Source organism: Cryobacterium algoricola, from assembly GCF_004402485.1.
In the GTDB taxonomy this organism is placed as follows: domain Bacteria; phylum Actinomycetota; class Actinomycetes; order Actinomycetales; family Microbacteriaceae; genus Cryobacterium; species Cryobacterium algoricola.
On the sequence record NZ_SOFG01000011.1, the window covers coordinates 330085 to 357030 of the forward strand.

The window sequence follows — 26946 nt, forward strand, 5'->3', positions numbered from 1 at the left end:
GAAACTGTGCTCAGAACAGACCGAAGCAGCCGTCCCACCGACACACACCTCGACACGTCCGTCGAATCGGTCAGGGCCCGGGGGCCGACCTGAGCGGATGCCGGTGGGCGAGCCGGCGCTCACCGTCGAGTTTCGCGGCAACGGGCGCCCAGAGCAGCACGGCGACTCCGATGCCGAGCAGCAGACCGCCGATGGTGTCGGTGAGCCAGTGCGCGCCGAGGTAGGTGCGGCTGACCATCATCACGACGACCCAGATCGTGCCGGTCACCCAGACCCACACCTTAGGGAAGATCAGGGCGAGGCACACGACCATCGTCGCCGCGTTCGCTACATGCCCAGAAGGGAATGAGCCGAAATCGCTCGTGACCAGCATGTCCTGTGGGCGGGCGCGGCCGAACAGGTTCTTGAGGAGTTGCACGAGTCCCGAACTGACCAGCGTTGCCACCAGGAAGTAGCCCGCCGCCCAGGGACGTTTCAGTAGGAGCAATCCCACCAGGATCAGGACCGGGATGATCACGACCCCGGCGATTCCCGCACCGAGGAAGTTCATCACAAGCGAGGCGTACTCCCAGATCGGCGCCCGGTGCTCGATGATCTCGCCCATCCACTCGGTGTCGATGCCGAGCGGGTTCCCGTTGTCGCGAAAGACGATCAGGGCGCCAAGGCCCGCGGCGAGGAGCACCGCGACGAGGCCGCTGAGCAGCGGCCAGCGCCGGGCGATGCGGCGCGCGGCCGGGGCAGCCGCGGTTTCCGGGGCGACGGCGGGCGCGCGGTCTGGCTCGGCTGCACTGTCTGTCTCGAGTGCAGGGTCTGGCTCGGGTATGCGGGCGCTGTCATCGTCCATCAGGCCATGTTAGGCGGATGATCCTGTGCCCTCGCCGTAACGGTTGCCACTACGGACACGTGTTCCCGGTGCGCCGGCCACTCTTGTCCGTATCGGCAACCGTTCGGCAACCGGCGCGCGGGGAACGGCGGCCGGCGGGCGCGGGGAAGGGCGCGCGCGCTCAGTGGGTGAGGCGCGGCACCGTGCGCGGCCGAAGCACGAACCACAGGGAGCACACCGAGGCGAGCGCGGTCCCGAGCATGACCGCGGCCATCGGCACCGCTGTCGAGACCCCGAGCATTCCGACGACGGGTGAGACGAGGCCCGCGAGCCCGTAGTTTCCGGCCCCGAGGAGGGACGCCGCCGTGCCGGCCTCGTGCGGATGCGCGTTGAGCGCGATCACCTGCACGGAGGGGAAGGTGAAGCCGCATGCGGCGATGAAGAACCAGAGCGGAACGATCACGCCCCAGAGCCCCGCGTCGACGAGGCCGAGCACGAGTATCAGGGTCGCGAACACGGCGAGCGCGGCGGTCGAGCAGGCCAGGATCCACTGCGGGGCGACGTTGTGGCGGTGCATCAGCCGGGAGCTGGTCTGCACCCCGACGACGATGCCGAGGGAGTTGACCGCGAACAGCGCGCCGTACTGCTGCGGCGTGAATGCGTAGACCTGCTGGAAGAGGAACGATGACGCCGACAGGTAGGAGAACAGCCCGGTGAAGGTCATCGCCCCGACGACCGCGACGCCGACGAAGGTGCGGTCGCCGAGCACAGCCCGGTACCGCTGACCGAGGGTGCTGTGCCCCGCGTGGTGGCGCTCGTGCACCGGCCGCGTCTCGACGATCCAGATGGCGACCGCGGCGATCACGACCGCGCCATACCCGGCGAGGACGATGAAGATGCCGCGCCAGTTCATCACGAGCAGCAGCTGCGAGCCGAGAACGGGCGCGATCACCGGCGCGAGCCCGCTGATCAGGGCCAGTCGGGACAGCATCCGCACGAGCGGCTTGCCGCCGAACAGGTCCCGCACCATGGCGAGGGCGACGACGACGCCCGCCGCGGCACCGAAGCCCATCAGCACCCGGAAGACACCGAGCCAGACGATGTCGGGCGAGAGCGCGGCACCGATGCTGCTGACAATGTGGAAGCCGGCCGCGAGCATGAGCGGCAGGCGCCGGCCGACCGTGTCGCTCCACGGCCCGACGATGAGCTGGCCGAGCCCGAACCCGACCATGGTGCCGGTCAGAGTCAGCTGGATGGCGGCCGCCGAGACTCCGAGCTCACTCTGCAGGGTCGGGAACGCGGGGAGGTAGAGGTCGATCGTGAACGGGCCGAGTGCCGTGAGCGCCCCGAGAATGAGCACGTAGACGAGCCGTTGCCCGCGGGACAGCGCATCACCCGGGTGCCTCCCGGTCGCCCGCAGGTCTGCCGCGGTGATCACGGTCAGGGATTCGGTGGTCACGGCGGGTGCTCCTCTGGTTGCTTCCCCGCGAGTCAGGATGCCGCAGGCCGGGTCCGGCTGCGTCGAGAGTCCCCAGGGTGCCAGGTCGCACCTGCGTCAAGCCTACGTCTCGCCCGACCCGCTCATCCTGCGTTTTCCGGCGGCGGCATCCGCTTCAGCCGGGCTGCTCCGCGAGGAGTCGCCTGGCGGCGATGCCGATCACCGCGCTGTAGGTCGGGTAGGCGAATCGCACCCGGGCGAGGGTGGCGACGTCGACGCCCGCGGCCATCGCTGTGGTCACGGACTGGACGACTTCCACGGCGTTCTCCCCCGTCGCATGCGCCCCGAGAATCAGTTCCCGCCGACGGTCGGAGATGAGTTTGAGGAATCCGCGTTCCCGATCGTCGATCACGGCACGGTCCAGGCCCGAGTACCGTACGACCGCGACGACGCAGTGCGGGTCGCGCGCTCGGGCATCCGCTTCGGTCAGCCCGACCCCTGCGTAGTCGGGATCGGTGAACCCGCCGGCCGGCAACAGGTGGTGCGGCGTGCGACGATTGGCGTCGAGCACGGCGTTCTCGGCCGCCGCCTCGCCCTCGAATTGGGCCGCCTGCACGAGCATGTCGCGCCCGTTGGCGTCCCCGACGGCGAAGATGTGCGGAACGACCGATCGGAAGTAGCGATCGACGGGGATGGCGGAGCGCTCGGTTGCGATGCCCGCCGCAGCAAGGCCGAGGTCCTCGACGTCCGCCGGCCAGCCCGTCGACATGATCACGGTGTCGAAGTCGGCGGCGAACGGATGCCCGCCCTCGGCCCAGCGGAGCGTGATCGCCCCGTCGCCGGCCCGTTCCAGGCTCGTGATCGTGTCGATCCCGGTGTGGATCGCCACGCCGTTGGCCCGGAAGGCATCGCTCACCGTCGCGGCGATCTCGGCGTCGGAGGCCATCAGGATGCGCGGCGCGACATCGAGCACCGTCACCCGGGAACCGAAGGCGCTGAACACGGTGACCAGCTGGGCGCCCGTGTTGCCCGCCCCGATCACCGCGACCCGGTTCGGGAGGCCGGGGAGGTCGAGAACCGCCTCGGGGACCGTCGCGAGTTCCGCACCGGGCACCGGCAACCGGCGCGAGTGCCCGCCGACGCAGACCAGGAAGGTGTCAGCGGTCAGGGAGCGGCCGCTGTCGAGCACGACAGAGTGCGGACCGGTGAATCGGGCACGGCCCTCGAGCACGAGGGTGATCCCGGCGGCCGCGAAACGCTCTGCCTCGTTCTTGATCGACCGCACCTTGTCGACCTGGGTCTGCACGTGACGCACCACGGCGGGCCACTCGATCCACGGATCGGACACCACGATCCCGTAGCCGCCGAGCGTGCGCGCCTCGCGGATGAGGCGCGCCGTCTTGGCGAGCACCCGCGTCGGCACACATCCGGTGTTGACGCAGGTGCCGCCGAGTCGGTCCGCCTCCACGACCGCGACCCGTGCGCCCAGCTCAGCGGCGCGGAGCGCTGCGGCGGTCCCGGCCGGCCCGGCGCCGATGACGACGATATCGAAGTGGTCGGGGCGGTCAGAGCGATCGGGGTCGTCGGGGTGGTCGGGGTGAGATTCGGGCACGGAGAGGTCCTTCACCTGAGGGAGCGCTGAATAGTGCTTCACAGTGTCTCCGACGCGACTGAAAGCTGCCCGCCAATCCGAGCGGCTCCGAGGTCAGGCCGCGTCGAGCGTCCCGAGCGACCGTGGCCGCACGAGGGTCCACAGCACGACGATCGAGACGACGGCCGTCACGCCCATCACCGCCGACATCGGCACGGCGGTGCCCACCCCGAGCAACCCGACGATCGGGGAGATCAGGCCGGCAACACCGAAGTTGGCCGCTCCGAGCAGGGACGCGGCGGTCCCGGCCTCGTGCCCATGGGCGTTCAGCGCGATGACCTGCACGGACGGGAAGGTGAACCCGCAGGCGGCGATGAAGACCCAGAGCGGGACGAGGGTGCCCCAGAGCCCGGCACCCGCCCGGTCGAGCACGAGGATCGCCGTCGCCGCGGTGAGCAGCACGAGCGTCGAGACCGCGACGATCCACTGCGGGGCGACGTTGAAGCGGTGCATCAGCGCCGAGGACAGCTGCACGCCCGCGACGATGCCGAGCGAGTTCACCGCGAACAGCACGCCGTACTGCTGCGGGCTGAAGGAATACACCTGCTGGAACAGGAAGGGCGAGGCCGAGAGGTAGGAGAACAGCCCGGTGAAGGTCATCGCGCCGATGATCGCGACCCCGACGAAAGTGCGGTCGCCGAGCACGGCCCGGTAGCGCTGGGCGAGCGTGCTGTGCCCGGAGGCGTGGCGGTCCCGCGCGGGCAGGGTCTCGACGATCAGGAACGCGACCGCGACGACGACGACGATCCCGTAGCCGGCGAGCACCCAGAAGATGCCGCGCCAGCTCATCACGAGGAGGAGCTGGGACCCGATCACCGGGGCGAGCACGGGGGCGAGCCCACTGACCAGGGCGAGCCGGGACAGCATCCGCACGAGCGGCTTGCCGCCGAAGAGGTCGCGCACCATCGCGAGGGCGACGACCGCTCCCGCCGCCGCACCGAAGCCCATCAGCACCCGGAAGACGCCGAGCCAGACGATGTCCTGGGACAGCGCGGCGCCGACGCTCGCGAGGATATGGAACCCGGTCGCGAGGAGCAAGGGCAGGCGGCGTCCGACCCGGTCGCTCCACGGCCCGACGACGAGTTGGCCGAAGCCGAAGCCGATCATGGTTCCGGTCAGCGTGAGCTGGATGGCCGCGGCGGAGACGCCGAGTTCGCTCTCGAGGGTAGGGAACGCGGGCAGGTAGAGGTCGATCGTGAACGGGCCGAGTGCGGTGAGGGCTCCGAGCACGAGCACATAGACCAGGCGCTGCGGCCGGGTCAGGGCATCTCCCGGATGCCGGACGACGGAAATGGGGGCGGTGGCGGTGCTCACGGCGTACGAGTCCTCACTCTGTGTGCTGGGGGCTGATGCGGGGGGGGGGATGCGGCGGATGCTGGGCGCAGCCGGGCCGTCACCGTGCCCGTCGCGTGTCCGGGTGCACACGACGAAAGACACTCCGACCCACTGGTGCCAAGGCCGGCGCCCTGCCGGCTATTCCCGCAGGCCCGAGATCGGCCGGGCGACACGCCGGAACGGATCAGTCGGAGGTGCCGAACCCGTTCGGGTCGGCGAGGATCCCCTCGAAGGCGAGCTCGGCAGCCCCGATCATCAGCAGGTTCGATCCGAGTTCCGCCGCGCTGATCCGCACGCTGCCGAAGGAGGAGGGCAGCGACCAGGCGCCGACGGCTGCGCGGAGGCGTTCGGGGTCCGCGTTGAAGAGCGCACCGAGGAAGCCGCCGAGCACGACGAGCTGCGGGTTGAGGATGTTGATCGCTCCGCCGAGCGCGACGGCGAGGAAATCGAGCTGGCGGTGCACCTCGGCCTGGACCTCGGCGGACTCCGTCGCGAGCAAGGCGCGTTCGAGTTCGTCGGCGTCCGCGCCGGAGCCGGAGAGCCCGAGCACCGCGAGCAGTTCTTCCCGGCTCACCTCGGCCTCGAGCGTGCCGGCGATCCCCGCGGAGTCGACGCGGTCGCTTCCGCTCACGCGGGTGTGGCCGAACTCGCCCGCGTAGCCGGCGACGCCGCCGACGGGCAGTCCGCCGACGATCATGCCGCCGCCGATGCCGCTCGCCCCGCCGTTCAGGTAAATCAGGTCGGTGATGCCCCTGCCCGCACCGAAGTAGCGTTCGGCGAGGGCACCGAGGCTCGCGTCGTTCGCGGCCACGACGGGGAAACCGGTGGCCTGCTCGAGCATCTCGGTGAGCGGTTCGTCGACCCAGCCGAGGTGCGGGGCGAGCCGGACGAGCCCGTCGTGGGCGCGCACGAGGCCCGGGACGGCGATGCCGATGCCGACGACGCGGAACCGGGCCTCGAGCTCGCCCCGCATCCCGTCGATGACGGCTGCGGCGATGTTGACGGCCTCTGTCGGGCTCGGGGTGTGCTCGGTCGGGTAGCGGATGCGCCGGTGCACGGTTCCGTCGAGGCCCACGATCCCGATCGTGACCGCATCGATCTCGGGATTCACGGCGAGGGCGACGACCGCCGCGGCCACGTGCACGATGGGACTCGGCCGTCCGACCTGGTTCGTCGAGTCCGGGTCGCGCTCCCCCGCGAGGCCGAGCTGGGCGAGCTCGCCGACGAGGGCGGCGATGGTCGACCGGTTCAGCCCCGTGAGGCGGGTCAGCTGGGCGCGGGAGGTGGGCCCGTTGCGATGGACGAGGCGGAGGATGACCGACAGGTTGTGCCGACGAATGTCGTCGTGGTTGTTGCCCTGCACTTGGTACTCCTCGGTCCGCGCGTGTTGCACAAGGCTACCGCCCGCGCCCGGGGGTCAGCGTCCGCCGCTGCGCCGCTTGTTGAAGATGTCGAAGGCGACCGCGAGCAGGAGGACGAGGCCCTTGATGGCCATCTGCCACGCGGCATCCACAGAGAGGATCGACAGTCCCATGTTCAGGACGCCCATCACGAGGCCACCGACGATGGCGCCGACGACGGTTCCGACGCCGCCCTGCACCGCCGCGCCACCGATGAAGACCGCGGCGATGGCGTCCAGTTCGTAGTTCTGGCCCGCCGATGCCACGGCGCCGCCTGCGCGTGCCGTGCTGTCCACTCCGGCGAGCCCCGCGAGCACCCCCATGTTGACGAAGACGTAGAAGTTGACCCACTTGGTCTTCACGCCGCTCATCATGGCGGCGAAGAGGTTGCCGCCGATCGCGTAGACGTGACGGCCGAAGACGGTCTGGTTCAACAGGAACGTGTAGCCGAGGATCAGGACGGCGAGGACGATCAGGATGATCGGGGTGCCGCGGTAGCCGGAGAGGAGCCAGGACAGCCACATGATCGCGATGACGGCGATGCCGGACTTGACGGCCATCTGCACGATGGACTCCATGGGCAGCTCGAGGCGGCGCAGGGTCGCACGGGTGCGCAACTGCTGCGCGACGAGGGCGATGCACGTGACGGCGCCGAGGGCGAGAGTCAGGGTGTCCCGTCCGCCGAGTTCACCCAGGATTCCCGGGAGCCAGCCGGCGCCGATCGCCGTGAAGGAGTCCGGCAGCCCGCTGATCGTGCCTCCGGTCAGCAGCACGAGGGTGAGACCGCGGAAGATCAGCATGCCGGCGAGGGTCACGATGAAGGCGGGGATGCCGACGAAGGCGATCCAGAAGCCCTGCCAGGCGCCCACGACCGCACCCACGACGAGGGCGAGCAGCACGGCCGCCCACCAGGGGAAGCCCCATTGGTTCGTCGCGATGGCCGAAACCGCGCCGACCATGGCGACGACCGAGCCGACCGAGAGGTCGATGTGGCCGGCGATGATGACGACGACCATGCCGATCGCAAGGATCAGCACGTAGGCGTTCTGCTGGATCAGGTTGTTCACGTTGCCTGGCAGCAGCAGCCGGCCCTTCGTGAGCACTTCGAACAGAACGATGATGACGACGAGCGCGGCGAGGATGCCGTACTGGCGGAAATTGATGGCCAGCCGGGGCTTGCGCTTGGCTGGGGTGGTGGTGGTCATTGCGGTCTAGTCCTTTCCCGCAGTCATAAGGTGCATGAGGCTTTCCTGGGTGGCGTCCTTCGCGGCGACTTCGCCGGTGATGCGCCCCTCGGAGATCGCGTAGATGCGATCGGAGATGCCGAGAAGCTCCGGCAGTTCGGATGAGATGACAACGACGGCTTTGCCTGCCGCCGCGAGCTCGTTGATGATGCCGTAGATCTCGTATTTGGCGCCGACGTCGATGCCTCTCGTCGGTTCGTCGAGGAAGAGCACGTCGGGTCCGGTGAAGACCCACTTCGACAGCACCACCTTCTGCTGGTTGCCGCCGGAGAGCTGCCCGGTGATCGAGGAGACGCTCGGTGCCTTGATGTTCATCCGCCTGCGGTATTCGTCCGCGACCTTGTACTCGCGGTGGCGGTCGATCACGCCGAACCTGGCGAGGGTCGCCAACGCCGCGGCCGAGACGTTCACGGTGATGTCGCCGATCAGGTTGAGCCCGTACTTCTTGCGGTCTTCCGTCGCGTACGCGATTCCGTTGCGAATGGCCTCGTCGACCGTGCGCACCGAGATCTCCTCGCCGTTCTTGAAGACCCGGCCGGTGATGTTCGTGCCGTATGAGCGTCCGAAGATGCTCATGGCGAGTTCGGTGCGGCCGGCGCCCATCAGCCCGGCGAAGCCGACGACCTCGCCAGCGTGCACGGTGAACGAGGCGTTGTCGACGACCTTCCTGGCGGTGTCGACGGGGTGGTACGCGTTCCAGTCCTCGACCCGGAGGATCTCTGCGCCGATCTTCGGCTCCCGGGGCGGGAACATGCTGTTGAGGTCTCGTCCGACCATCGAGCGGATGATGCGGGCCTGGGTCGCATCTGGACCGTGCATGTCGATCGTCTCGATCGTCTTGCCGTCCCGGATCACGGTGACCGTGTCCGCGATCCGACGGATCTCCTTGAGCTTGTGGGAGATGATGATGCAGGTGATGCCCTGGCCACGGAGGTGCTCGATCAGGTCGAGCAGGTGGTCGGAGTCTTCGTCGTTGAGTGCGGCGGTCGGCTCATCGAGGATGAGGAGCTTGACCCGCTTCGACAGCGCCTTCGCGATCTCCACGAGTTGCTGCTTGCCGACGCCGAGCTCGAGCACCTTCGTGGCCGGGTTCTCATCGAGTCCGACCCGGGCGAGCAGGCTCGCGGCCTCGAGGTTGGTCTTGTTCCAGTCGATGACGCCGCGGGTGGCGTTCTCGTTGCCGAGGAAGATGTTCTCGGCGATCGAGAGGTACGGGCTGAGCGCGAGTTCCTGGTGGATGATGACGATCCCGACCGCTTCGCTGTCGTTGATCGATCGGAACTGGGCCTCTTCCCCCTCGAATTCGATCGTGCCGGTGTAGTTACCGTGCGGGTAGACGCCGCTCAGCACCTTCATCAACGTCGACTTGCCTGCGCCGTTCTCACCGCAGATGCCGTGGACCTTGCCGCGTTCGACCTCGAGGGTGACCGAGTCGAGGGCCTTGACCCCGCTGAACTCTTTCCCGATGTCGATCATCCGAAGAATCGGACCGTTCATTTGTGTCGCTCCTGTCAGCGAATTCGTCGTTCGGGTGCGTACGGACCGCAGTGGTGGCGGAGCCCAGGGCCCCGCCACCACCGCAGTCGGTACGGAATTCGGTTTCTTCGGTACGGCTTAGAGGCCGACGTCCGATGCCTTGATGAACCCGGAATCGATGAGCTTCGTCTGCACGAGGTCCTTCGTGACGACCTCAGGCGCGAGCAGGTAGGACGGGACGACCTTCTTGCCGTTGTCGTACGTCTTGGTGTCGTTGACCTCGACCGTTGTTCCGGCCGCGATCGACTGGATCATAGTGAAGACCTGGGCACCGAGGGTACGGGTGTCCTTCCAGACGGTCATCGACTGCGTGCCCGCGAGGATGGCCTTGACGTTGGCCTTGTCGGCGTCCTGACCCGTGATGAGCGGGTAGTCGGCTCCGGCGACGTAGCCGGCCGACTTCAGGGATGCTTCGATGCCGACAGCGAGGCTGTCGTTCGGGGACAGCACGACGTTGACCTTGGCGCCGTTGCCGTAGAACGAGGAGAGCCGGTTGTCCATCTCGGCCTGGGCCTTGTCAGAAGCCCAACCCTGGATGCCAATGGTGGTCCATGCGTCGTTCGTCTTCGGAGCCTTGCCGCTCGGGACGACCAGCTTGCCGCTCTCCACGTAGGGCAGGAGCACGTCCCACGCGCCGGAGAAGAAGAACTTGGCGTTGTTGTCGTCGGGGCTGCCGGCGAACGGCTCGAGGTTGAACGGACCCTTGCCGTCCTTGAGGCCGAGCTGCTTCTCGATGAACTCACCCTGGAGCTGGCCGACCTTGTAGTTGTCGAACGTCGCGTAGTAGTCGACGTCGGCTGTCCCGTTGATCAGGCGGTCGTAGGCGATGACCGTGGCCTTCTGCTTCTTCGCATCGGCGAGCGCCGGTGCGAGCACCTTGCCGTCGATCGCTGCGACGACGAGGATCTTGGCCCCGCCGGCGACCTGGTTCTGGATCTGGCTGATCTGCTGGTCGGTCTTGTTGTCTGCGTACTGGAGGTCGACGGTGCAGCCGGCTCCTTCGAGCTTGGTCTTGAGGCCTTCGCCGTCGTTGATCCAGCGCTCGAGGCTGCGGGTCGGCATCGAGATGCCGACGTTGCAGTCCGCGATTGCCGCAGTGGTGCTTCCGGTCCCGGATGTGGTGGCCGTTGAACACGCCGCGAGCGAGAGCGCAACGGCCCCCGTAGCGACAATCGTGAACAGCCTCTTGGTTTTCGTCATGATCTGCTTTCTGCTCTGAATGCTGTGATCGCACGAGGAGGCGGCAGGAAAACCACCATTACCCCCTTGTAACGCTGTCATCAACGCTGCGACGCGCGCTTATGTTGATGCACCCAACATATACCCGAATTCGCGCCCGGGTCACCCCCCTCTTTCGGGCCGGGGACACATATCTGGCAATTACAACGTGAGAATTCGACACCGTTATCGAATAGTTGTCAGAATCGCTAAAACCGCAGGTGTGCACGGTTTTCAAGGCGCGCCACAGCAGCATTCCCGCCCGCGCCTGTTGCGCCGTTTCGCGCCAGGCCTGCCTGGCGCGAAACGGCGCGACGGGCGCGCAGGCCCGAAAACGCGCGTCAGGCGGCGGGGATGATCCCCGTGGCGACGAGCTTCGCGTACCAGAGGGCGCTGTCCTTGGGGGTGCGCACCTCGGTGTCGTAGTCCACGTAGACGATGCCGAATCGCTTCGAGTAGCCGTATGCCCACTCGAAGTTGTCCATGAACGACCAGACCTGGTACCCGCGCAGGTCGACTCCGCGCGCGAGGGCGCGGTGCGCGGCGGTGAAGTGCCGCTGCAGGTAGTCTGTGCGCAGCGGGTCGTGCACGGCGGCACCGTCGGCCTCCTGCACGAGGGTGTCCGGGAAGGCGGCGCCGTTCTCCGTGATCATGAGCGGCTGGTCCGGGTATTCCTCGCTGAGCGACACGAGCAGTTCCTCGAGGCCCGCCGGCTCGATGTTCCAGCCCATATCGGTGTACGGGCCGGCCTGCTGCACGAACTCGACCCGGTCGGCGCCCGGCCAGGGCGTGCCTTCGGCGTCCTTGTGGCCGTCGGCGCTCTGCCGCGGGTTCTCGCCGTCCCAGAGCCGCACGAGGTTGGTGGAGTAGTAGTTCACGCCGAGCACGTCGATCGGCTGGCGGATGATCTCGGTGTCACCAGGCCGCACGAAGGACCAGTCGGTGATCCCCGCGGTGTCCGCGAGGACATCCGCCGGGTATGCGCCCGTCAGGAGCGGGCCGAGGAAGACCCGGTTGCCGAGGCCGTCGATCTGCCGCACGGCCTCCGGCCCGCCGGGGCCCTCGCCGCGCACGACGTGCAGGTTGAGAGTGATCGAGAAGTCCGGGTCGTTCGTGACGACCTTCCTGAGCTCCGTGATCGCGAGCCCGTGGGCGAGGTTGAGGTGGTGCACCGCGGTCAAGGCCTCCGCCCCATCGGTGTGTCCGGGCGCGTGCGCCCCGGAGCCGTAGCCGAGGTAGGCGGAGCACCACGGCTCGTTGAGCGTCGTCCAGGTGTCGATCCTGTCGCCGAGCGCCGAGCCCATGATCCGCGCATACTCCGCGAACGCGTACGCGGTCTCCCGGTTGGTCCAGCCGCCCTCGTCCTCCAGCGCCTGCGGCAGGTCCCAGTGGTAGAGCGTCGCGATCGGGCGAATGCCGCGGGCGAGCAGCCCGTCGACGAGCCGCTCGTAGAACGCGAGGCCCTTCTCGTTGACCGGCCCGCGCCCGCTGGGCTGGATCCGGGACCACGAGATCGAGAACCGGTACGCGTGCAGCCCGAGCCGCTGCATCAGGTCGAGGTCTTCCTCGAGGTGGTGGTAGTGGTCGCTCGCCTTGTCTCCGGTGTCGCCGTTCAGGATCGTGCCCGGCGTGTGGCTGAAGGTGTCCCAGATCGACGGGCCCCGGCCGTCCTCGGCGACGGCCCCCTCGATCTGGTAGGCGGCCGTCGCCGATCCGAAGATGAACCCGTCGGGGAATTTCAGCCCAGAGTCGCGGTAGTCCGGGTCGCCCTGGTGGGAAAGGGTCATGAGAGGGTGGCCTTTCGGTCTGCGGATGCTGAGGTGTCGCCTCCCGCGCGTCGGGCGCGGAATGCGGCGTCCGAGTCACTCTGCACCGTGACCCCGTTGCCGTCTTCCACAATCGTAAAGGTCACGACGGAATCGCCGAGCGGATCCGTGACCAGCACGGTCCTGGTGGCCTCGCCGCCGGGGTAGACGGTGACCAGGGCGTCCTCGGCGTAGTCGTAGTCCGGCCGGTCGTCCCTCGCGCCCGTCACGAGCACGGCGCCCTCCCGCACCCACAACGGGATGCTGTCGAACGCGTGGGTCTCCCTGCGCCAGACCGGCCCGGTCGCGGTCTCGCCGGTCAGGTAGTTCGTCCAGGTTCCGGCCGGCAGGTAGTACGACACGTCGCCGGCCTCACTGAACACCGGTGCGACGAGCAGGTCGTTGCCGAGCAGGTACTGGCGGTCGAGATAGTCGACGGCGGGGTCGCCGGCGAACTCGAGCTGCATCGGGCGCATGAAGGGGATTCCGGTGCGGTGCGCCTCGAGGCCCACCTGGTAGAGGTAGGGCATCAGCGAAAGTTTGAGCTTCGTGAAACGACGGGTGACGTCGACGGCACTCTGGCCCGGTTCCTCGGTGCCGTCGTCGAAGACCCACGGCACCCGGTAGCTCGTGGAACCGTGCAGCCGGGAGTGGCTCGACATCAGGCCGAAGGCGAGCCAGCGCTTGAGCACGGCCGCGTTCGGCATACCTTCGAAGCCGCCGATGTCGTGGCTCCAGAACCCGAAGCCGGAGAGGGCAAGCGAGAGCCCGCCACGCAGGGTCTCGGCCATCGACTCGTAGCTCGAGGAGTTGTCCCCGCCCCAGTGCACCGGCTGCTTCTGGCCGCCGACGGTCGCGGAGCGCGCGAACAGCACCGCGTCGCCGACGCCGTGGTGCTCCTGGAGCACCTCGAACACGGCGGCGTTGTAGAGCTGGGTGTACCAGTTGTGCATCCGCTCAGGGCTGGAGCCGTCGTGCCAGACCACGTCGAGCGGGATCCGCTCGCCGAAGTCGGTCTTGATGGCGTCGACACCCTGGTCGAGCAGGTGCCGCAGCTTGCCCTGGAACCAGGTGACGGCATCCGGGTTGGTGAAGTCGACGAGACCCATGCCGGCCTGCCAGAAGTCCCACTGCCAGACGGTGCCGTCGGCCCGCTTGACGAGGTAGCCGGCCGCCTGGGCCTCGGCGAAGATCGGCGCGCGCTGGGCGATGTACGGGTTGATCCAGGCGCTCACGTGCAGGTTCTTGCCGTGCAGGCGGGCGAGCATGCCCTCGGGGTCCGGGAACACCCGGGGGTCCCACTCGAAGTCGGTCCAGTTGAATTCGCGCATCCAGAAGCAGTCGAAGTGGAAGACCGAGAGCGGCAGGTCGCGTTCGGCCATGCCGTCGATGAACGAGTTGACCGTGGCCTCGTCGTACTGGGTCGTGAAGGAGGTCGACAGCCAGAGGCCGTACGACCAGGCAGGCACCTGGGCCGGGCGCCCGGTCAGCTCGGTGTAGCGGCCGAGGATCTCCTTGGGTGTCGGCCCGTAGATCACGAAGTACTCGAGGTACTCTCCCGCGACGGAGAACTGCACCTGCTCGACCGACTCGGTACCGACCTCGAAGGAGACGTGCTCCGCGTGGTTGACGAGCACGCCGTAGCCCCGGTTGGTGAGGTAGAACGGGATGTTCTTGTAGGACTGCTCGCTCGACGTGCCGCCGTCGGCGTTCCAGATGTCGATGGTCTGGCCGTTCTTCACGAGCGGGCCGAAGCGTTCGCCGAGACCGTAGACGAGTTCGCCGACGCCGAGCCCGAGCCGGGCGTGCACGTACGCGGATGCGGGGGCGAGCCCGGTCTCCGTGACGCCGGAGACCCCGGTGGGTTCCGCCGCGATCGGGGCACCGTCGGCGAGCTGCAGGTAGCCGATCGATTTCGGTCCGCTCTCGGTCAGGGTGCGTCCGTCGGCCTCGAAGCGGAGGCTCCAGGGGCTCCCCCGGTCGATGCGCGCGGTCAGGGGGCCGCTCGTGACGCTTCCCCCGTCCGCGTCGACGGACACGACGCCGCTGCCGGTGACGGCGCCGTCGAGTTCGAAGCCGGGTTCCGTCGACCCGCCGGTGTCCTTGGCCACCCGCACCCGGATCACGCCGGGCAGCGGGGAGGACAGCGTCACTGAGAGCAGGGCCCGGTTGAGCACGTCGCCGCGGTGGGCGATGACCTTGGTGGGGGCGTCGATCCGCAAGGCGTCGCCGTCGCCCGTCGCCGCCGGCACGACCTCGAGGTCGTACGCCTCCTGCGCATAGAGCGGCGTGACGCCGGGACGCACGTGCCAGAATCCATCGGTGAACTTCATTACTTGACTGCTCCTGCGGTAATGCCACGCGTCAGCGTGCGCTGGAAGATGAGGAAGAAGATGAGCGTCGGCAGCAGGCCGAGCAGTGCCGATGCGCTCGTGGTCGTGACGTCCATCAGGCGGTCGCCCTGCAGCACGCTGATCGCAACCGGGACCGTCTGGTTCGCGTTGCTGACCAGGAACGTCAACGGGATCAGGAATTCGTTCCAGGTCCAGATGAAGAAGAAGATCAGGAGCACCGCGAGGGTCGACCGGCTGATCGGGAAGACGACGCGCCAGAGGATCTGCCAGCGGCTTGCACCGTCGAGCGAGGCCGCCTCGAGCATCTCCTTCGGGAACGTCCCGTAGACGCTCGACAGCAGGTAGGTGCCGAAGGCGCTCTGAATGACCGTGAAGATGATGATGACGGCCCAGATGTTGTCGTACAGGCCGACCTGCTTGAACATGAAGTAGAGCGGGTAGAGCAGGGCCTCCTGCGGCACCATGTTGGCGAGCAGGATCAGCACGACGATCCAGGTGCGGCCGCGGATGCGGCCGATCCCGATCGCGTAGGCGTTGAACATCGACAGCAGCACGGCGGCCACGGCGACGACGCTCGAGATGACGACGCTGTTCCAGAGCTTTTCGGGGAAGTTGACCCTGGTCCAGAAGTTGATGATTCCGTCGAAGTAGAGGTTGCTCGGCAGGGCGAGGGGGCCGGAGCTGTTGTAGTCGGCCGGCGACTTGAAGGAGTTGATCACGATCATCACGAACGGGATCGCGATGAACAGGCCGATGATGATGGCGACGAACAGGATCACCCAGTCGCCGGTGGTCTTGCGAGTGTGCACCTTGGGCAGCTTGAGCGGCTTGGGCTCCGTTGCGCCGGAATCGTGGCGGGGACGGATCTTCTCGGTCAGGGTGGTCATGGCTAGCGCTCCTCGTCCTGGCGCTCGAGCCGGGTCTGGAAAGTGATGAAGATGATCGCGACGACGGCGACCACGACGGTGAGGGCCGTGGCGATCGTTGCGCCGTAGCCGACTTGCTGGTTTTGGAAGAACTCGCTGTACGAGTAGTAGCTCGGCACCATGGTCGATGTGCCCGGCCCGCCGCGGGTGAGGGCGTAGATCGGGCCGAACACCTTGAGGGCCGCGATCGTGCAGGTCAGGGTCACGACGAAGATCTCCGGGCGGATGATTCCGACGGTGATCGCGCGGAACCGCTGGAACCAGTTGGCGCCGTCGAGCTCAGCGGCCTCGTAGAGCTCGGGGTCGACGCGCTGGAGGGCGGCCATGAAGATCACGATCGGGTAGCCGAGCTGGACCCAGATCATGATGACCATGATGCAGGCCATCGCGGTGTCCGGGCTGCCGAGCCAGTTGTGCTCGAGACCGCCGAGCCCGATGGCGCCGAGCACCTGGTTGAGAGCGCCGTTCTCCGGGCGGAGGATCCAGCCGATCACGATCGCCGCGATCACGGTCGGCAGGATTTGCGGGAGGTAGTAGGTGGCGCGGAGGAAGCTCGCGACCTTGCCGCCGAACTTCTTGCCGACGAGGTCGAAGAGCATCGCGGCGAGCACGAGACCCAGCAGGGTCGGGACCACAACCATGGCCACGATCATGGCGACCGAGTTGCCGAACGAGGTCCAGAACACGTCGTCGCCGAAGAGCTTGGTCCAGTTGTCGAGGCCGATCCAGACCGGCGGCTTGATGCCGCGGTACTTGGTGAAGGTCAGGAAGAAGTTCCAGCCGAGCGGAACCAGGACGATGATGGTGAGCAGGAGCAGGCCCGGCACCAGGTAGAGCCAGAAACCCTTGCCGCTCGCACCGGGGATGAGGCTCTGCACGGGTGCGCGGCGAACACGCTTGCCCGCGGGTCTGCCCGGCCGGGGCGGGTGCGATTCGGTTGTCTCAGTGGCCAGCGGGGCTGTCGTAACCATCGCCTTGCCTTTCTTCAGTTCAGGGGTCTGCCGCGCAGCCACAAAGCCTGGGCGGGCGCGGCAGGAAGAGGGGGTGCGGGTCGCGCCAGGGACGGCGCGACCCGCGGCGGACTACTTCTTGATGTCCTTGATGCCGTCGTTGTACTGGGTGCCGAGTTCGGTCAGCACGTCCTTGGACGACTTGGTACCGTTCATGAGCTCCTGCAGGCCGGCGTTCAGCTGGTCGTAGAAGGTCGGGGTGGGCCAGTCGGGGTAGAAGCCGATGCCGTCGCGCGCGGTGAGCGTGTTGAAGTTGGCAATCAGTTCCTGGCTCTTCGGGTCGGTGATGTCCGCGGCGTTCGCGGCGACGGGGACGCCGCCGTTGTTGCCGATCAGGGCCTGGATCTCCGGGCGCATCGTGATGTCGATGAATGCGGCGGCGAGGTCCTTGTTCTTGGCCTTCTCGGGGACGACCCACATGTTTCCGCTGGATCCGGGAGACATCGTGGCGCCGGGGTAGAGGAAGGTGCCGAAGTTGAAGCCCTTGATCTCCGTCGTGAAGCGGTTGTACCACCAGCTGCCGGAGAAGAAGATCGGGCTCGTTCCCGCGATGAACGCGGTGCCGGCATCCTCTGCCTTGGTCCCGGTGGCGTCCTTGGAGATGTACCCCTTGTCGGTCCAGTCCTTGATGGTGTTGGTCGCGTAGGTGAGTTCCTTGCCCTGCCAGTCGACGTCACCGGTGTAGAGCTGGTAGTCGTTGACGAAGCTGCGGTCTGCCTTGGTCAGCGCGAGCTGGTACCAGAGCTGGCCGAGCGGGTACTCGGCTGCCGACTCGGCCAGCGGGGTGATCCCGGCGTCCTTGAAGGTCTTCAGTGCGGCTTCGAACTCGGCCTGCGTTGTCGGGATCGCGACGTTGTACTTCGCGAACATGTCCTTGTTGTAATAGGCCTCGACGAATTCGCCGTAGTTCGGAACGCCGTACCAGGAGCCGGAGCCCATGATGCCGTTTTCGTCGTACTTGGCGGTGGTCTGGAGGGAGGGGGCGAGCTTGGCGTCCCAGCCGTACTGGCTGACGTAGTCGTCGAGGTTGCTGAGCAGCCCCTGGCTGGCGAGCAGGCCGGCGGTGGCGTTTCCCTTGTTGTACTCGAGGATGTCGGGGGCCTGGTCGGAGTTGAGGACCTGGCTCGCGGTCGAACGGATCTGCTCGAAGCTCTTGGCCTCGAACTTCACCTTCGCGCCGGTCTCCTTCTCGAAGACCTTGATCGCCGCATTCCAGGCGATTCCCATCGCACTGGTGTCGGACTCGAAGTCCCAGAGGGTCAGGGTCTTGCCGGTGCCATCGACCGGCCCGCTGCTCGCTGCGGTTGTCGATCCGCCGCTCGAACCGCTGGCACAGCCGGTCAAGAGTGCCGCTGCTGCCGTCAGTGCGACGACAGCGAGGGCGCGCTTTCCTAATCTCACGTTCTACCTCCTTGTAGTGGCGACACCGATTCCTGTCGCCGATGACGACCCCAGCGCGAGCGAATCGAAACGCTTCGATAATTGCTGTGCCTATCGTCTGCCGAAACGCTTCGACAGTGGGTCGCTTTGAAGCATAGGGGCCCGCGGATGCCGGCACAAGCTGTTTGTTGATATTCGCAACATATCCGCGTCGCACGAGCGTCCCCCGACCGTCATCCCCCGATTCCTCCCGCCTGAGGTGTCGCATATCGAGGTTCACACGCGGGTTGAACCTCGATATGCGACACCTCAGGGCTTCAGCGACGGCCGACGGCGGCGCGGCGCACCCGCGCGCGGAGATCGCGCCGCGGAGAACCCGGCTTCATCCGGTACATGTCCGCGTCCGCGAGCGCGAACAGGTCTTCCGCGCTCGCGCCGGGCGCCCCGATGGCGACGCCGATGCTGGCCCGGACGGCCAGCGTGAGCTCTCCGATCGGGAACACGGGGCGCATCCGCTCAGTGACGCGCTCGACGAGGGCGGACGCCTCGGGAATGCCGCCGGTGATCAGGATGACGAATTCGTCGCCGCCGAGGCGCGCGACGAGGTCGCTCGGCCGGACCACGGCGCTCAGCCGCTCGGCGACGACGCGCAGCACGGCGTCGCCGACGCCGTGGCCGTGCCGGTCATTGATGGACTTGAAGTCGTCGAGGTCGCAGTAGATCAGCGCCACCTCCCCGGACTCCCGGCCGACGGCCTCCTCGAAGGCGGAGATGAACTGCCGGCGGTTGGGCAGGCCGGTCAGGTCGTCGTGGTTCGCGGCCCGTTCGAGTTGGCGCTCAGCGTGGACGAGTCCCGTGATGTCACGCGTCACGCTCAGGTACTGGTTGACACCGCCCGCCGGGTTGCGTTTGAACGGGGTCAGCCCCCGCTCGACCCAGAGGGTGCGCCCGTCGCTCGTCGTCATCCGGTGCCGGCAGTGCACGACCTCGTGGTCGAGGGCGCGCCCCACCCGCTCCTGCGCATCCCGGTAGATCGCGCGGTCGGAGTCCGGAACCGCTTTGGCCTGGCCGGCCGGGTCGGAGAGGTCATCCATGGTGTACCCGTAGGTCTCACCCAGCGACCGGGAGGCCCAGAGCAGCTTCTGCCCCTCGAGATCGAACACGGTGATCAGGTCGGGCGTGGTCTCGAGGACGGCGGTCTGGAATTCGATGGCCTCCGCGAGACGCTCCTGCACCACGGCCCGCTCCGAGACGTCTGCGACCTGCACGAAGAAGCCGCCGGCGCCGTCCGGCTGGTAGTCGACCTGCAGGTGGCGCGTCACGCCGCCGGGGTCGACGACGACGCGGTCGAAGTGCTGGGGAATCCCCGCGAGCGCGTCCTGCGCCATTGCTTCGTTGGCCGAATAGAGCTCGGCGCCGAGTACCTCACGCATGTGCAGGCCGCGCATGGACACGCTGTCGCCGCCGAGGAGCGTGCCGTACGCGGTGTTGGCGAGGTCACAGCGGAGGTCCCTGTTCCAATGCCCGATCAGCGCCGGCACCCGGTCCATGGCGGTTCGCAGAAGGTCGCGTTCAGCCACGAGTGCCTCGTAGTCTTCCATCGTCACCTTTGCCCGCGGGATACGACGACGGAAACCCGTCGAAGCTCCCCCTCGTTGAGGTTACAGGGCACGGGACGGCCTGCATCGTTCCGCCCGGATATCGGGCAGCGGGGCCCCACCCGTGACGAGCGGGGAGGTCAGGGGCGCGGGGAGGCCGACGACCGGGTGCGTGGCGGCGCGATGGAGCCGCGCTCGTAGAAGCGCGGAGGAACGAGTTCGATGCGAGGCTCGATCGGTCCACCCACCTGCTCGATCGCGAGGTCCACCGCCCGCGTGCAGGAGTCGGCGGCGACGAGCGGGATCGTGTCGAGGGGCGGCTCGAAGTGGTCGGTCTCGAAGCTCGCGCACGCAGAGAGCACCGAGAGGTCCCCGGGCACCCGCAGGCCGCGTTCGCGCAGCACGTCCAGCACGGCGGCCTGCACGGTCTCCTCGGCGTGGAGGACGACGGCCGTCATGTCGGGGCAGTCGCGGTAGAGGGCATCGAGCGCGAGCCGCGCGCTCGGACCGTCCCGCTCCGGCATCGCGAACGCCGTCTCGATCCCCCGGGCCGCCGCGGCCGCGAAGAAACCGTCGCGGAACCGGGGCGGGAAGTTCGAGCCGCGGGCGTAGACACCGGGAGAGTGCCCGATCAGTCCGATCGACCGGTGCCCGGCTGCTGCCAGCTTCTCGACCGCGAGCGCCGCAGCGGCCTCGAAGTCGAGGTCCACGCAGACGAGACCGGCAGCATCCCGCGGAACCCCGATGAAGGTCGACGGCACGCCGAGCTCGCGGATGACCGCGACCCTGTCGTCGTCGCCCGCGACGTCGAGCACGATGATGCCGTCGACGAGTCTGCTCGACGCCACCCGGCGCAGGCCGTTCGTCGCCTCGTCCTGGGTGAGCAGCAGCACGTCGTAGTCGTGGGCCCTGGCGGCCTGCGCGACCGCGAGCACGAAGGCCATGTGCGCCGGCGCATAGGTGTCCGCGTGAAAGGGCGCCGTGAGGGCGAAGATGTTGGTGCGGGTGCCCGCGAGCATCCTCGCCCCGGCGTTCGGACGATAGCCGAGGCTCTCGACGGCGTCGAGCACGCGCGCCCGGGTGGATGCCGCGATCGACCGCTTGCCGGACAGCGCGTAGGACACCGTACTGATCGAGACCCCGGCGACCCGGGCGACATCGTGGATGCTCGCCATGACGCCGACCTCGCTTCCACCCCGATAATAAATGTCTTGACGCACAGTCTGGCCCATGCCGCACCGGGCCAGAACCACCCACTCGTCGATTTGTTGCGAGAATCGACTAAACCGGGCCGCGGGGCACGGCTGCCGTCGGTCCGATCACTAGGGTGGTCAAGCATGACGGTCTTCACGAATCCGGTCCTGCCCGGAATGTACCCGGATCCCTCGGTCTGCCGGGTCGGCGACACGTTCTACCTCGCCAATTCGTCCTTCGAGTATTTTCCGGGCCTCCCGCTGCACTCGAGCACCGACCTCGTCACGTGGACGCCCGTCGGCCACGCGGTCGACCGCCCCGGCCAGGCCGCCCTGCTCGACCTCGCCGGGGTGCCGGATTCCGGTGGCCTCTACGCGCCGACCCTGCGCCACCACGACGGCGTGTTCTTCCTCGCCTGCACGGTCGTCGGCGGCGGAGCGGACGCGTCGTTCCTCCTGACCGCGACCGACCCGGCGGGCCCGTGGTCCGATCCGGTCTTCCTCGAGGGCGCACGCGGCATCGATCCGACGATCTTCTTCCACGAGGGCAGGGCCTGGTGGGCCGGCTGCCGCCTCGCCGAGCCCGGCGCATACCCCGGCCAGACCGAGATCTGGCTCCGTGAGCTCGACCCGATCGCCGAGAGGCTCCTCGGCCAGGAGTACATCCTCTGGACTGGCGCGGTCGCGGGTGCCGTGTGGGCGGAAGGCCCGCACCTCTACGCGCACGACGGGTGGATCTACCTCGTCGCCGCGGAGGGCGGCACCGAGCGGAACCACGCCGTCTCGGTCGCCAGATCCCGGTCCGTCACCGGCCCATACGTTGGGAACCCCGCCAACCCGATCCTCAGCCACCGCCAGCTGGGTGCCACCGCGACCGTGCAGAACGTCGGCCACGCCGACCTCGTCGAGGCCGGGGACGGCTCCTGGTGGGCGCTTGCCCTCGGGGTTCGCAGCCGCGCGGGCGGGCACGTGCTCGGCCGGGAGACCTTCCTCGCACCCGTCGCCTGGGAGTCCGGCTGGCCCGTGTTCAACCCGGGCGCCGGCCGGCTCGGCGAGCGCGGCAGCACCCCGTTCACGAGCGCGGATGCGCCCACCCCGGCCGAACTGCACGACACGTTCCCACCCGGGCCGCTCGCGGCGCACTGGCTCGGCGCCCGCGGGCCGGTGCCGGGAGCACGGACCTCGGCGGCCGGGTTGCACCTCGAGTCTCCTGCGCCGGCACCCCAGGCCACGGCCGCTGCGGGGTCGGCACTGACATCGGCACCACAGCCCGTGACGGGGACGCCGGCCGCGTTCCTCGGGTATCGGCTGCGGCATCCCGACGTGCGTGCCGGCATCCGCCTGATGCTGCCGCACCCGGGGGTCACGGCCGGGCTCGCCCTCCGGCAGAGCGGGGATTTCGGGCTGCGCCTCGAGCTCGCGCTCGCGCCGGCCGGCTGGGCCGCGACCGCGATCGCGCGCGCGGACGGGGTCGACACGGTCCTCGGCAGGGTGCCGATCGGCCCCGTCGCGGCAGACTCCCAGCTTGGACTCACCGCCGAGCTGTCGGCGGCGGGGATCGACTTCGCGGTCACGGTCGCCGGCGAGACGCGGGTCGTCGCCCTGACGGATGCCGCCCTCCTGACGACCGAACGCGCCGGCGGTTTCGTGGGCACCCTCGTCGGGCCCTTCGTGAGCGGCGAACCCGGTCACCCGGTCACGATCACCGCCTTCGACTACGCGCCCCTCCCCTAACCGATTCGACGGAGATTTTGCCCGGAAAGCGCTTCAAACGCGCTCTCACGCGCAAAAAACCCAAAAAGTCCGTCGAATTCGTCAGGCGAGCGGGGCCGTGCTCTGGCGGGTGACGAGGCTCGTCGCGAGGTCCATCCGCTGCACGGTGCCGCCGGGGGAATGCCGCATGCTGACCGCGAGGTTCGCCGCGGCCTCCGCCATCTCGGTGAGCGGCTGCCGGATCGTCGTGAGCGGCGGCCCGACCCACCGTGCGAGCGGGAGGTCGTCGTAGCCGACGACCGAGAGATCGGCCGGGATGAGCAACCCGAGCGCCCGCGCCGCCTCGTAGACGCCCATCGCCTGGAGGTCGCTCCCCGCGAAGATGGCGGTCGGCCGGTCGGGCCGCTCGAGCAGCTCGACCGCGCGCACCCGGGCTCCCTCCGGGTGGAAGTCGCCGTCGAGCACGAGGGAGGCGTCATAGGCGATGCCGGCCGCGTCGAGCGCTGCCCGGTAGCCGCCGATCCTGGCGATCGAGCAGAGCATGTCGACGGGTCCCCCGATCATGCCGATCCGGGTGTGCCCGAGGTCGATCAGGTGCCGGGTGGCCGCGAGGCCGCCGGACCAGTTCGCGGACCCGATCGAGGGCACGTCGGGGGTCGGCTCGCCCGCCGGGTCGACGACGACGAAGGGGATGCCGCGGGTCGCGAGCTTCTGCTTCTGCTCGCCGGAGAGGTCGGAGAAGACCAGGATCACCCCGACGGGGTTGCGGGCGATCACACCGTCGATCCACTCGACGGACGGCGCGTGCCGGTCGCCGCTCTCGGTGAGCACGATGCTCAGCCCGTTCGCCCGCGCGACGCGCTCGACACCGCGGATGATCTCGATCGCCCAGACGCTCTCGAGTTCGTGGAAGACGAGCTCGAGCAGGGGGGCAGAGGCCGCGGCATCGCCCCGCCGGCTGTACCCGTTGCGGGAGAGCAGGTCCTCGACCCGGGTGCGCGTCGCCGGGGCGACGTCTCCGCGTCCGTTGAGCACCTTGGACACGGTGGAGAGCGACACGGCCGCGAGCGCGGCGATCGCCGAGAGGGTCACGCGGTCCGGGCTCTCCCGGCCTTCTTCGACGATCGACATGGGCTCATTCTTCCCCGAAGCCTCGGCCCCGTGCATCCATTTGGTTTGTAGCTTGACGCAACAAAACCTGCGCCATAGACTCCAGTCATCCTAATCACTTTCGGCAACTTCGCCGAAACTTTCGAGAGGCGTTCAATGTCGAACACGAGCAGGTGGCTCAAGCGAGCCGTCGCCGCATCCGCAGTACTCGCGTTGGGAGTCACGCTCTCCGCGTGCTCCGGCGCGGGAGGCAGCACAGCAAACAGCAACCGACCGGAAAATGTCATCCACGTCGCCGTCTACGGAGATGCCGGCAACACCGTCGAGCAGGCCATGGTCGACAAATTCAACGCCACCTCCAAGGTCCAGGTCATCCTCGACCGGATCCCCGGCGCGAACTACCAGCAGAAGCTCCAGACGATCATCAGCACCGACGCGGCGCCCGACGTCTTCTTCAACTGGGGCGGCGGCAGCATCCAGCCGTTCGTCAAGGCCAACCTCCTCCTCCCCCTCACCGACATGATCAAAACGGACCCGGCCCTCGAGTCGAGCTTCCTGCCCTCCGTCTTCAACGCCGCCGCGATCGACGGGGTGCCGTACGGCATCCCGATGCGCGGCACCCAGCCGGTCATCCTGTTCAACAACAAGCAGGTCCTGACGGATGCGGGAATCACCGCCCCGAAGACGTGGGACGACCTGCTCGCCAGCGTCAAGGTCCTCACCGCCAAGGGCATCACCCCGATCGCCCTCGGCGGCGCCGACCAGTGGCCGACCCTGATGTGGTTCGAGTACCTCTTCGACCGCGTTGCCGGCCCCGACCTCCTCACGAAGGCCATCGGCGGCGACACCACCGTCTGGGACTCCGCTGACGGCAAGGCAGCACTCACCAAGCTCAAGACCCTCATCGACGCGGGCGCCTTCGGCACCAACTTCGACTCCGTGAGCTTCGTCGACGGCGGCTCGCCCGCACTGCTCCGCACCGGCAAGGCCGCCTTCGAGCTCATGGGCTCGTGGGAGTACTCCACCCAGCAGACCGCGGACAAGGCGTGGACCGAAACCAACCTCGGCTACACCGGCTTCCCGTCGATCGCCGACGGCAAGGGTGACGGCGCAGACCTGGTCGGAAACACGAACAACTACTACTCGGTCATCAAGGCCACCCGCTACCCGGACACCGCCCGCGACTTCCTGAAGCTGATGTACTCCGACGAGTTCGTCCAGGCGCAGCTCGGAATCGGCAACCTTCCCACGACGACCACGACCGAGAAGTTCCTCGACCAGGCCGCCGACCCGGCATACGCGACCTTCCAGTTCAACCTGGTCAAGGATGCCCCCGCGTTCCAGCTGTCCTGGGACCAGGCATACCCCCAGTCGGCGTCCGCCGACATGAAGACCGCGGTTTCGCAGTTCTTCACCGGCAAGCTCGACGTCGCGGGCTTCATCTCCGCGATGCAGGCACTCTAGGTAACTGAACATGAAGCGTCCAACCACCGGGCGCTCACGGCACTCGGGCGGCCCCAACGTGGGCCGCCCGGGCTTCGCCTGGGCCCTCCCCGCCACCGTCTTCTTCGCACTCTTCGCGATCGTCCCCCTCATCGGCGTCGCGGTGATGTCCTTCACCAGCTGGAGCGGCCTCGGCTCTCCCGAGTTCAACGGACTCGACAACTGGAACAAGCTCCTCGGCGACAAGGTCATGATGCAGAGCCTGTGGCTGAGCGCCCTGCTCACCGTGCTCGGCGTCGTCATCCAGACCCCGCTGAGCATCCTGCTCGGCGTCTGGGCCGCCGGCCAGCAGAAGAACCGCGCCGTTCTCTCCGCGATCTACTTCATCCCGCTGTTGCTCTCCTCCGCGGCCGTCTCCGTGCTGTGGCGGGCCCTGCTCGACCCCAACTTCGGCATCCCCGGCCAGTTGGCCGGGATCTTCGGCGGCGACGGCAACCTGCTCGGCAGTCAGGCCGGCGCGATCGCCGTGCTCACCTTCGTCGGCGCCTGGCAGTTCACTCCGCTGCACACCCTGCTCTACCAGGGCGCGGCCAGGTCGGTCCCGCCCGTGCTGTACCAGGCCGCCGAGATCGACGGCGCAGGCACGATGCGCAAGTTCTTCAGCATCACCCTGCCGCAGCTGCGCAACACCATCGTGACCTCAGGCATCCTGATGGTCGTCGGCGGCCTCACCACCTTCGACACCGTGCTCATCCTGACCAAGGGCGGGCCGGGCACCGACACCACGATCACGCCGTACTACATGTACCGGAAGGCGTTCCAGTCGTTCGACTTCGGCGTCGGCAGCGCGATCGCGCTCGTCCTCGTGGTCATTGCGACGGCCATCTCGCTCATCATGGTCAGGGCCACCGGCTACGACAAGATGAACAGCGCCCAGGAAGGCATCTGATGAAGCCCAGACCGAATTACTTCGCCGGTGCCGGCAGCATCATCTGGCTCCTGATCGTCCTCGTCCCGATCTATGTCATGGTCACGGCGACGATCCAGACCCAGCAGGGCTACGCATCCGCCGGCCCGCTCTCCCTGCCGAGCTCGTTCACTCTCGACAACTTCGGCGCCCTCGTCACGGGCGGCTTCCTCACCTACGTGTGGAACACCGTCATCGTCACGGTGAGTGTCGTCGCGATCGTCGTGCTCGTCGTCCCGCCGCTCTCCTACGCGGTCGTCCGCAGCCGGAGCCGGGGCATCTCGCTGATCTTCCGCACCTTCCTGCTCGGGCTCGCGATCCCGGCCCAGGCCGTCATCGTGCCGATCTTCTACCTGATCTCGGTCGCAGGGCTCTACGACAGCCTGATCGGCATCATCCTGCCGACGGCGGCGTTCTGCCTGCCGATCTGCACCCTGATCCTGACCGGCAGCATGCGCGACATCACCCCTGAGCTCTACGAGGCCATGGCCATGGACGGCGCGACGCCGATGCGCAGCTTCTTCCAGCTCGTGCTGCCCCTCTCCAAGAGCGGCATCTCGACGATCATCGTCTTCTCCGCGCTGCAGGCGTGGAACGGGTTCCTCTTCCCCCTGATCCTGACCCAGTCGGCCTCGACCAAGGTGATCACGCTCGGACTGTTCGACTTCCAGTCGCAGTACGGCGTCAACATCCCCGGGCTGATGGCGGCCGTGCTGCTCTCGATGCTCCCGGTTCTCTTCGTGTACCTATTCGCCCGGCGCGCCCTCGTTCAGGGCCTCATGGGCGTCGGAGGAAAGTAATA

20 protein-coding genes are annotated in these 26946 nt (G+C 67.9%); 4 read left to right on the forward strand and 16 right to left on the reverse strand.

Annotation, left to right across the window (positions count from 1 at the left end; translation table 11 throughout):
• Window positions 1-70: 70 nt before the first annotated feature.
• The 15 genes from E3O44_RS08330 to E3O44_RS08400 form a co-directional block, all read right to left on the reverse strand.
• Window positions 71-844 (reverse strand): phosphatase PAP2 family protein, encoded by a 774-nt coding sequence (locus E3O44_RS08330; protein ID WP_134534266.1) that lies wholly within the window; start codon window positions 842-844, stop codon window positions 71-73.
• Between the two features lie 160 nt (window positions 845-1004).
• Entirely contained in the window at window positions 1005-2282 is a 1278-nt protein-coding gene (locus E3O44_RS08335) for a multidrug effflux MFS transporter (protein WP_241976172.1), read from the reverse strand.
• Between the two features lie 154 nt (window positions 2283-2436).
• A complete protein-coding gene (locus E3O44_RS08340; RefSeq protein WP_241976174.1) occupies window positions 2437-3915 on the reverse strand; it encodes a dihydrolipoyl dehydrogenase family protein in 1479 nt (492 codons plus the stop codon).
• Between the two features lie 51 nt (window positions 3916-3966).
• Complete coding sequence (locus E3O44_RS08345) at window positions 3967-5226, reverse strand: multidrug effflux MFS transporter (protein WP_241976176.1); 1260 nt, start codon at window positions 5224-5226, stop codon at window positions 3967-3969.
• Between the two features lie 205 nt (window positions 5227-5431).
• On the reverse strand, window positions 5432-6610 hold the full coding sequence (locus tag E3O44_RS08350) for an ROK family transcriptional regulator (RefSeq protein ID WP_134534268.1): 1179 nt from the start codon (window positions 6608-6610) through the stop codon (window positions 5432-5434).
• A 54-nt stretch (window positions 6611-6664) separates the two neighbouring features.
• A complete protein-coding gene (gene mmsB / locus E3O44_RS08355; protein WP_134534270.1) occupies window positions 6665-7852 on the reverse strand; it encodes a multiple monosaccharide ABC transporter permease in 1188 nt (395 codons plus the stop codon).
• A gap of 6 nt (window positions 7853-7858) precedes the next feature.
• A complete protein-coding gene (mmsA, locus tag E3O44_RS08360; protein WP_134534272.1) occupies window positions 7859-9388 on the reverse strand; it encodes a multiple monosaccharide ABC transporter ATP-binding protein in 1530 nt (509 codons plus the stop codon).
• Window positions 9389-9505: 117 nt separating this feature from the next.
• Window positions 9506-10627 carry a multiple monosaccharide ABC transporter substrate-binding protein gene (chvE, locus tag E3O44_RS08365; RefSeq protein WP_134534274.1) on the reverse strand — a complete coding sequence of 374 codons (1122 nt, stop codon included), beginning with the start codon at window positions 10625-10627 and terminating at the stop codon, window positions 9506-9508.
• Window positions 10628-10986: 359 nt separating this feature from the next.
• Complete coding sequence (locus tag E3O44_RS08370; RefSeq protein WP_134534276.1) at window positions 10987-12432, reverse strand: GH1 family beta-glucosidase; 1446 nt, start codon at window positions 12430-12432, stop codon at window positions 10987-10989.
• On the reverse strand, window positions 12429-14783 hold the full coding sequence (yicI, locus tag E3O44_RS08375; RefSeq protein ID WP_134534278.1) for an alpha-xylosidase: 2355 nt from the start codon (window positions 14781-14783) through the stop codon (window positions 12429-12431). The genes E3O44_RS08370 and yicI overlap by 4 nt, the downstream gene beginning before the upstream one ends.
• Window positions 14783-15691: a carbohydrate ABC transporter permease gene (locus E3O44_RS08380; protein ID WP_134534279.1), complete on the reverse strand. Its 909-nt coding sequence runs from the start codon at window positions 15689-15691 to the stop codon at window positions 14783-14785. The genes yicI and E3O44_RS08380 overlap by 1 nt, the downstream gene beginning before the upstream one ends.
• A gap of 2 nt (window positions 15692-15693) precedes the next feature.
• Window positions 15694-16701 (reverse strand): carbohydrate ABC transporter permease, encoded by a 1008-nt coding sequence (locus tag E3O44_RS08385; protein ID WP_134534281.1) that lies wholly within the window; start codon window positions 16699-16701, stop codon window positions 15694-15696.
• Between the two features lie 111 nt (window positions 16702-16812).
• On the reverse strand, window positions 16813-18141 hold the full coding sequence (locus E3O44_RS08390) for an extracellular solute-binding protein (RefSeq protein ID WP_134534283.1): 1329 nt from the start codon (window positions 18139-18141) through the stop codon (window positions 16813-16815).
• Window positions 18142-18437: 296 nt separating this feature from the next.
• On the reverse strand, window positions 18438-19721 hold the full coding sequence (locus E3O44_RS08395; RefSeq protein WP_134534285.1) for a diguanylate cyclase domain-containing protein: 1284 nt from the start codon (window positions 19719-19721) through the stop codon (window positions 18438-18440).
• 137 nt (window positions 19722-19858) lie between these two features.
• Window positions 19859-20893: a LacI family DNA-binding transcriptional regulator gene (locus tag E3O44_RS08400; protein WP_134534287.1), complete on the reverse strand. Its 1035-nt coding sequence runs from the start codon at window positions 20891-20893 to the stop codon at window positions 19859-19861.
• 162 nt (window positions 20894-21055) lie between these two features.
• Between E3O44_RS08400 and E3O44_RS08405 the strand changes: the two genes are divergently transcribed.
• Entirely contained in the window at window positions 21056-22645 is a 1590-nt protein-coding gene (locus tag E3O44_RS08405) for a glycoside hydrolase family 43 protein (protein ID WP_134534289.1), read from the forward strand.
• Between the two features lie 81 nt (window positions 22646-22726).
• On the opposite strand, the gene E3O44_RS08410 is transcribed toward E3O44_RS08405, so the two are convergent.
• Window positions 22727-23755 (reverse strand): LacI family DNA-binding transcriptional regulator, encoded by a 1029-nt coding sequence (locus E3O44_RS08410; RefSeq protein ID WP_134534291.1) that lies wholly within the window; start codon window positions 23753-23755, stop codon window positions 22727-22729.
• A gap of 135 nt (window positions 23756-23890) precedes the next feature.
• Between E3O44_RS08410 and E3O44_RS08415 the strand changes: the two genes are divergently transcribed.
• From E3O44_RS08415 to E3O44_RS08425, 3 genes are read left to right on the forward strand one after another with little or no spacing between them, the layout of a single operon-like run.
• A complete protein-coding gene (locus E3O44_RS08415) occupies window positions 23891-25198 on the forward strand; it encodes an ABC transporter substrate-binding protein (RefSeq protein WP_134534293.1) in 1308 nt (435 codons plus the stop codon).
• Between the two features lie 10 nt (window positions 25199-25208).
• Window positions 25209-26126 carry a carbohydrate ABC transporter permease gene (locus E3O44_RS08420; RefSeq protein WP_134534295.1) on the forward strand — a complete coding sequence of 306 codons (918 nt, stop codon included), beginning with the start codon at window positions 25209-25211 and terminating at the stop codon, window positions 26124-26126.
• Entirely contained in the window at window positions 26126-26944 is an 819-nt protein-coding gene (locus E3O44_RS08425) for a carbohydrate ABC transporter permease (RefSeq protein WP_134446835.1), read from the forward strand. The genes E3O44_RS08420 and E3O44_RS08425 overlap by 1 nt, the downstream gene beginning before the upstream one ends.
• The last annotated feature ends 2 nt before the right edge of the window (window positions 26945-26946 follow it).

Excerpts from the sequence above, each read along its gene's own strand:
- E3O44_RS08415 (WP_134534293.1), top strand. The coding sequence starts at position 23,891 with ATGTCGAACACGAGCAGGTGGCTCAAGCGAGCCGTCGCCGCATCCGCA.
- E3O44_RS08370 (WP_134534276.1), bottom strand. The coding sequence starts at position 12,432 with ATGACCCTTTCCCACCAGGGCGACCCGGACTACCGCGACTCTGGGCTG.
- E3O44_RS08385 (WP_134534281.1), bottom strand. The coding sequence starts at position 16,701 with ATGGTTACGACAGCCCCGCTGGCCACTGAGACAACCGAATCGCACCCG.
- E3O44_RS08395 (WP_134534285.1), bottom strand. The coding sequence starts at position 19,721 with ATGGAAGACTACGAGGCACTCGTGGCTGAACGCGACCTTCTGCGAACC.
- E3O44_RS08330 (WP_134534266.1), bottom strand. The coding sequence starts at position 844 with ATGGACGATGACAGCGCCCGCATACCCGAGCCAGACCCTGCACTCGAG.
- yicI (WP_134534278.1), bottom strand. The coding sequence starts at position 14,783 with ATGAAGTTCACCGATGGATTCTGGCACGTGCGTCCCGGCGTCACGCCG.
- mmsA (WP_134534272.1), bottom strand. The coding sequence starts at position 9,388 with ATGAACGGTCCGATTCTTCGGATGATCGACATCGGGAAAGAGTTCAGC.
- E3O44_RS08425 (WP_134446835.1), top strand. The coding sequence starts at position 26,126 with ATGAAGCCCAGACCGAATTACTTCGCCGGTGCCGGCAGCATCATCTGG.
- E3O44_RS08405 (WP_134534289.1), top strand. The coding sequence starts at position 21,056 with ATGACGGTCTTCACGAATCCGGTCCTGCCCGGAATGTACCCGGATCCC.
- E3O44_RS08400 (WP_134534287.1), bottom strand. The coding sequence starts at position 20,893 with ATGGCGAGCATCCACGATGTCGCCCGGGTCGCCGGGGTCTCGATCAGT.
- E3O44_RS08410 (WP_134534291.1), bottom strand. The coding sequence starts at position 23,755 with ATGTCGATCGTCGAAGAAGGCCGGGAGAGCCCGGACCGCGTGACCCTC.
- E3O44_RS08420 (WP_134534295.1), top strand. The coding sequence starts at position 25,209 with ATGAAGCGTCCAACCACCGGGCGCTCACGGCACTCGGGCGGCCCCAAC.
- E3O44_RS08380 (WP_134534279.1), bottom strand. The coding sequence starts at position 15,691 with ATGACCACCCTGACCGAGAAGATCCGTCCCCGCCACGATTCCGGCGCA.
- mmsB (WP_134534270.1), bottom strand. The coding sequence starts at position 7,852 with ATGACCACCACCACCCCAGCCAAGCGCAAGCCCCGGCTGGCCATCAAT.
- chvE (WP_134534274.1), bottom strand. The coding sequence starts at position 10,627 with ATGACGAAAACCAAGAGGCTGTTCACGATTGTCGCTACGGGGGCCGTT.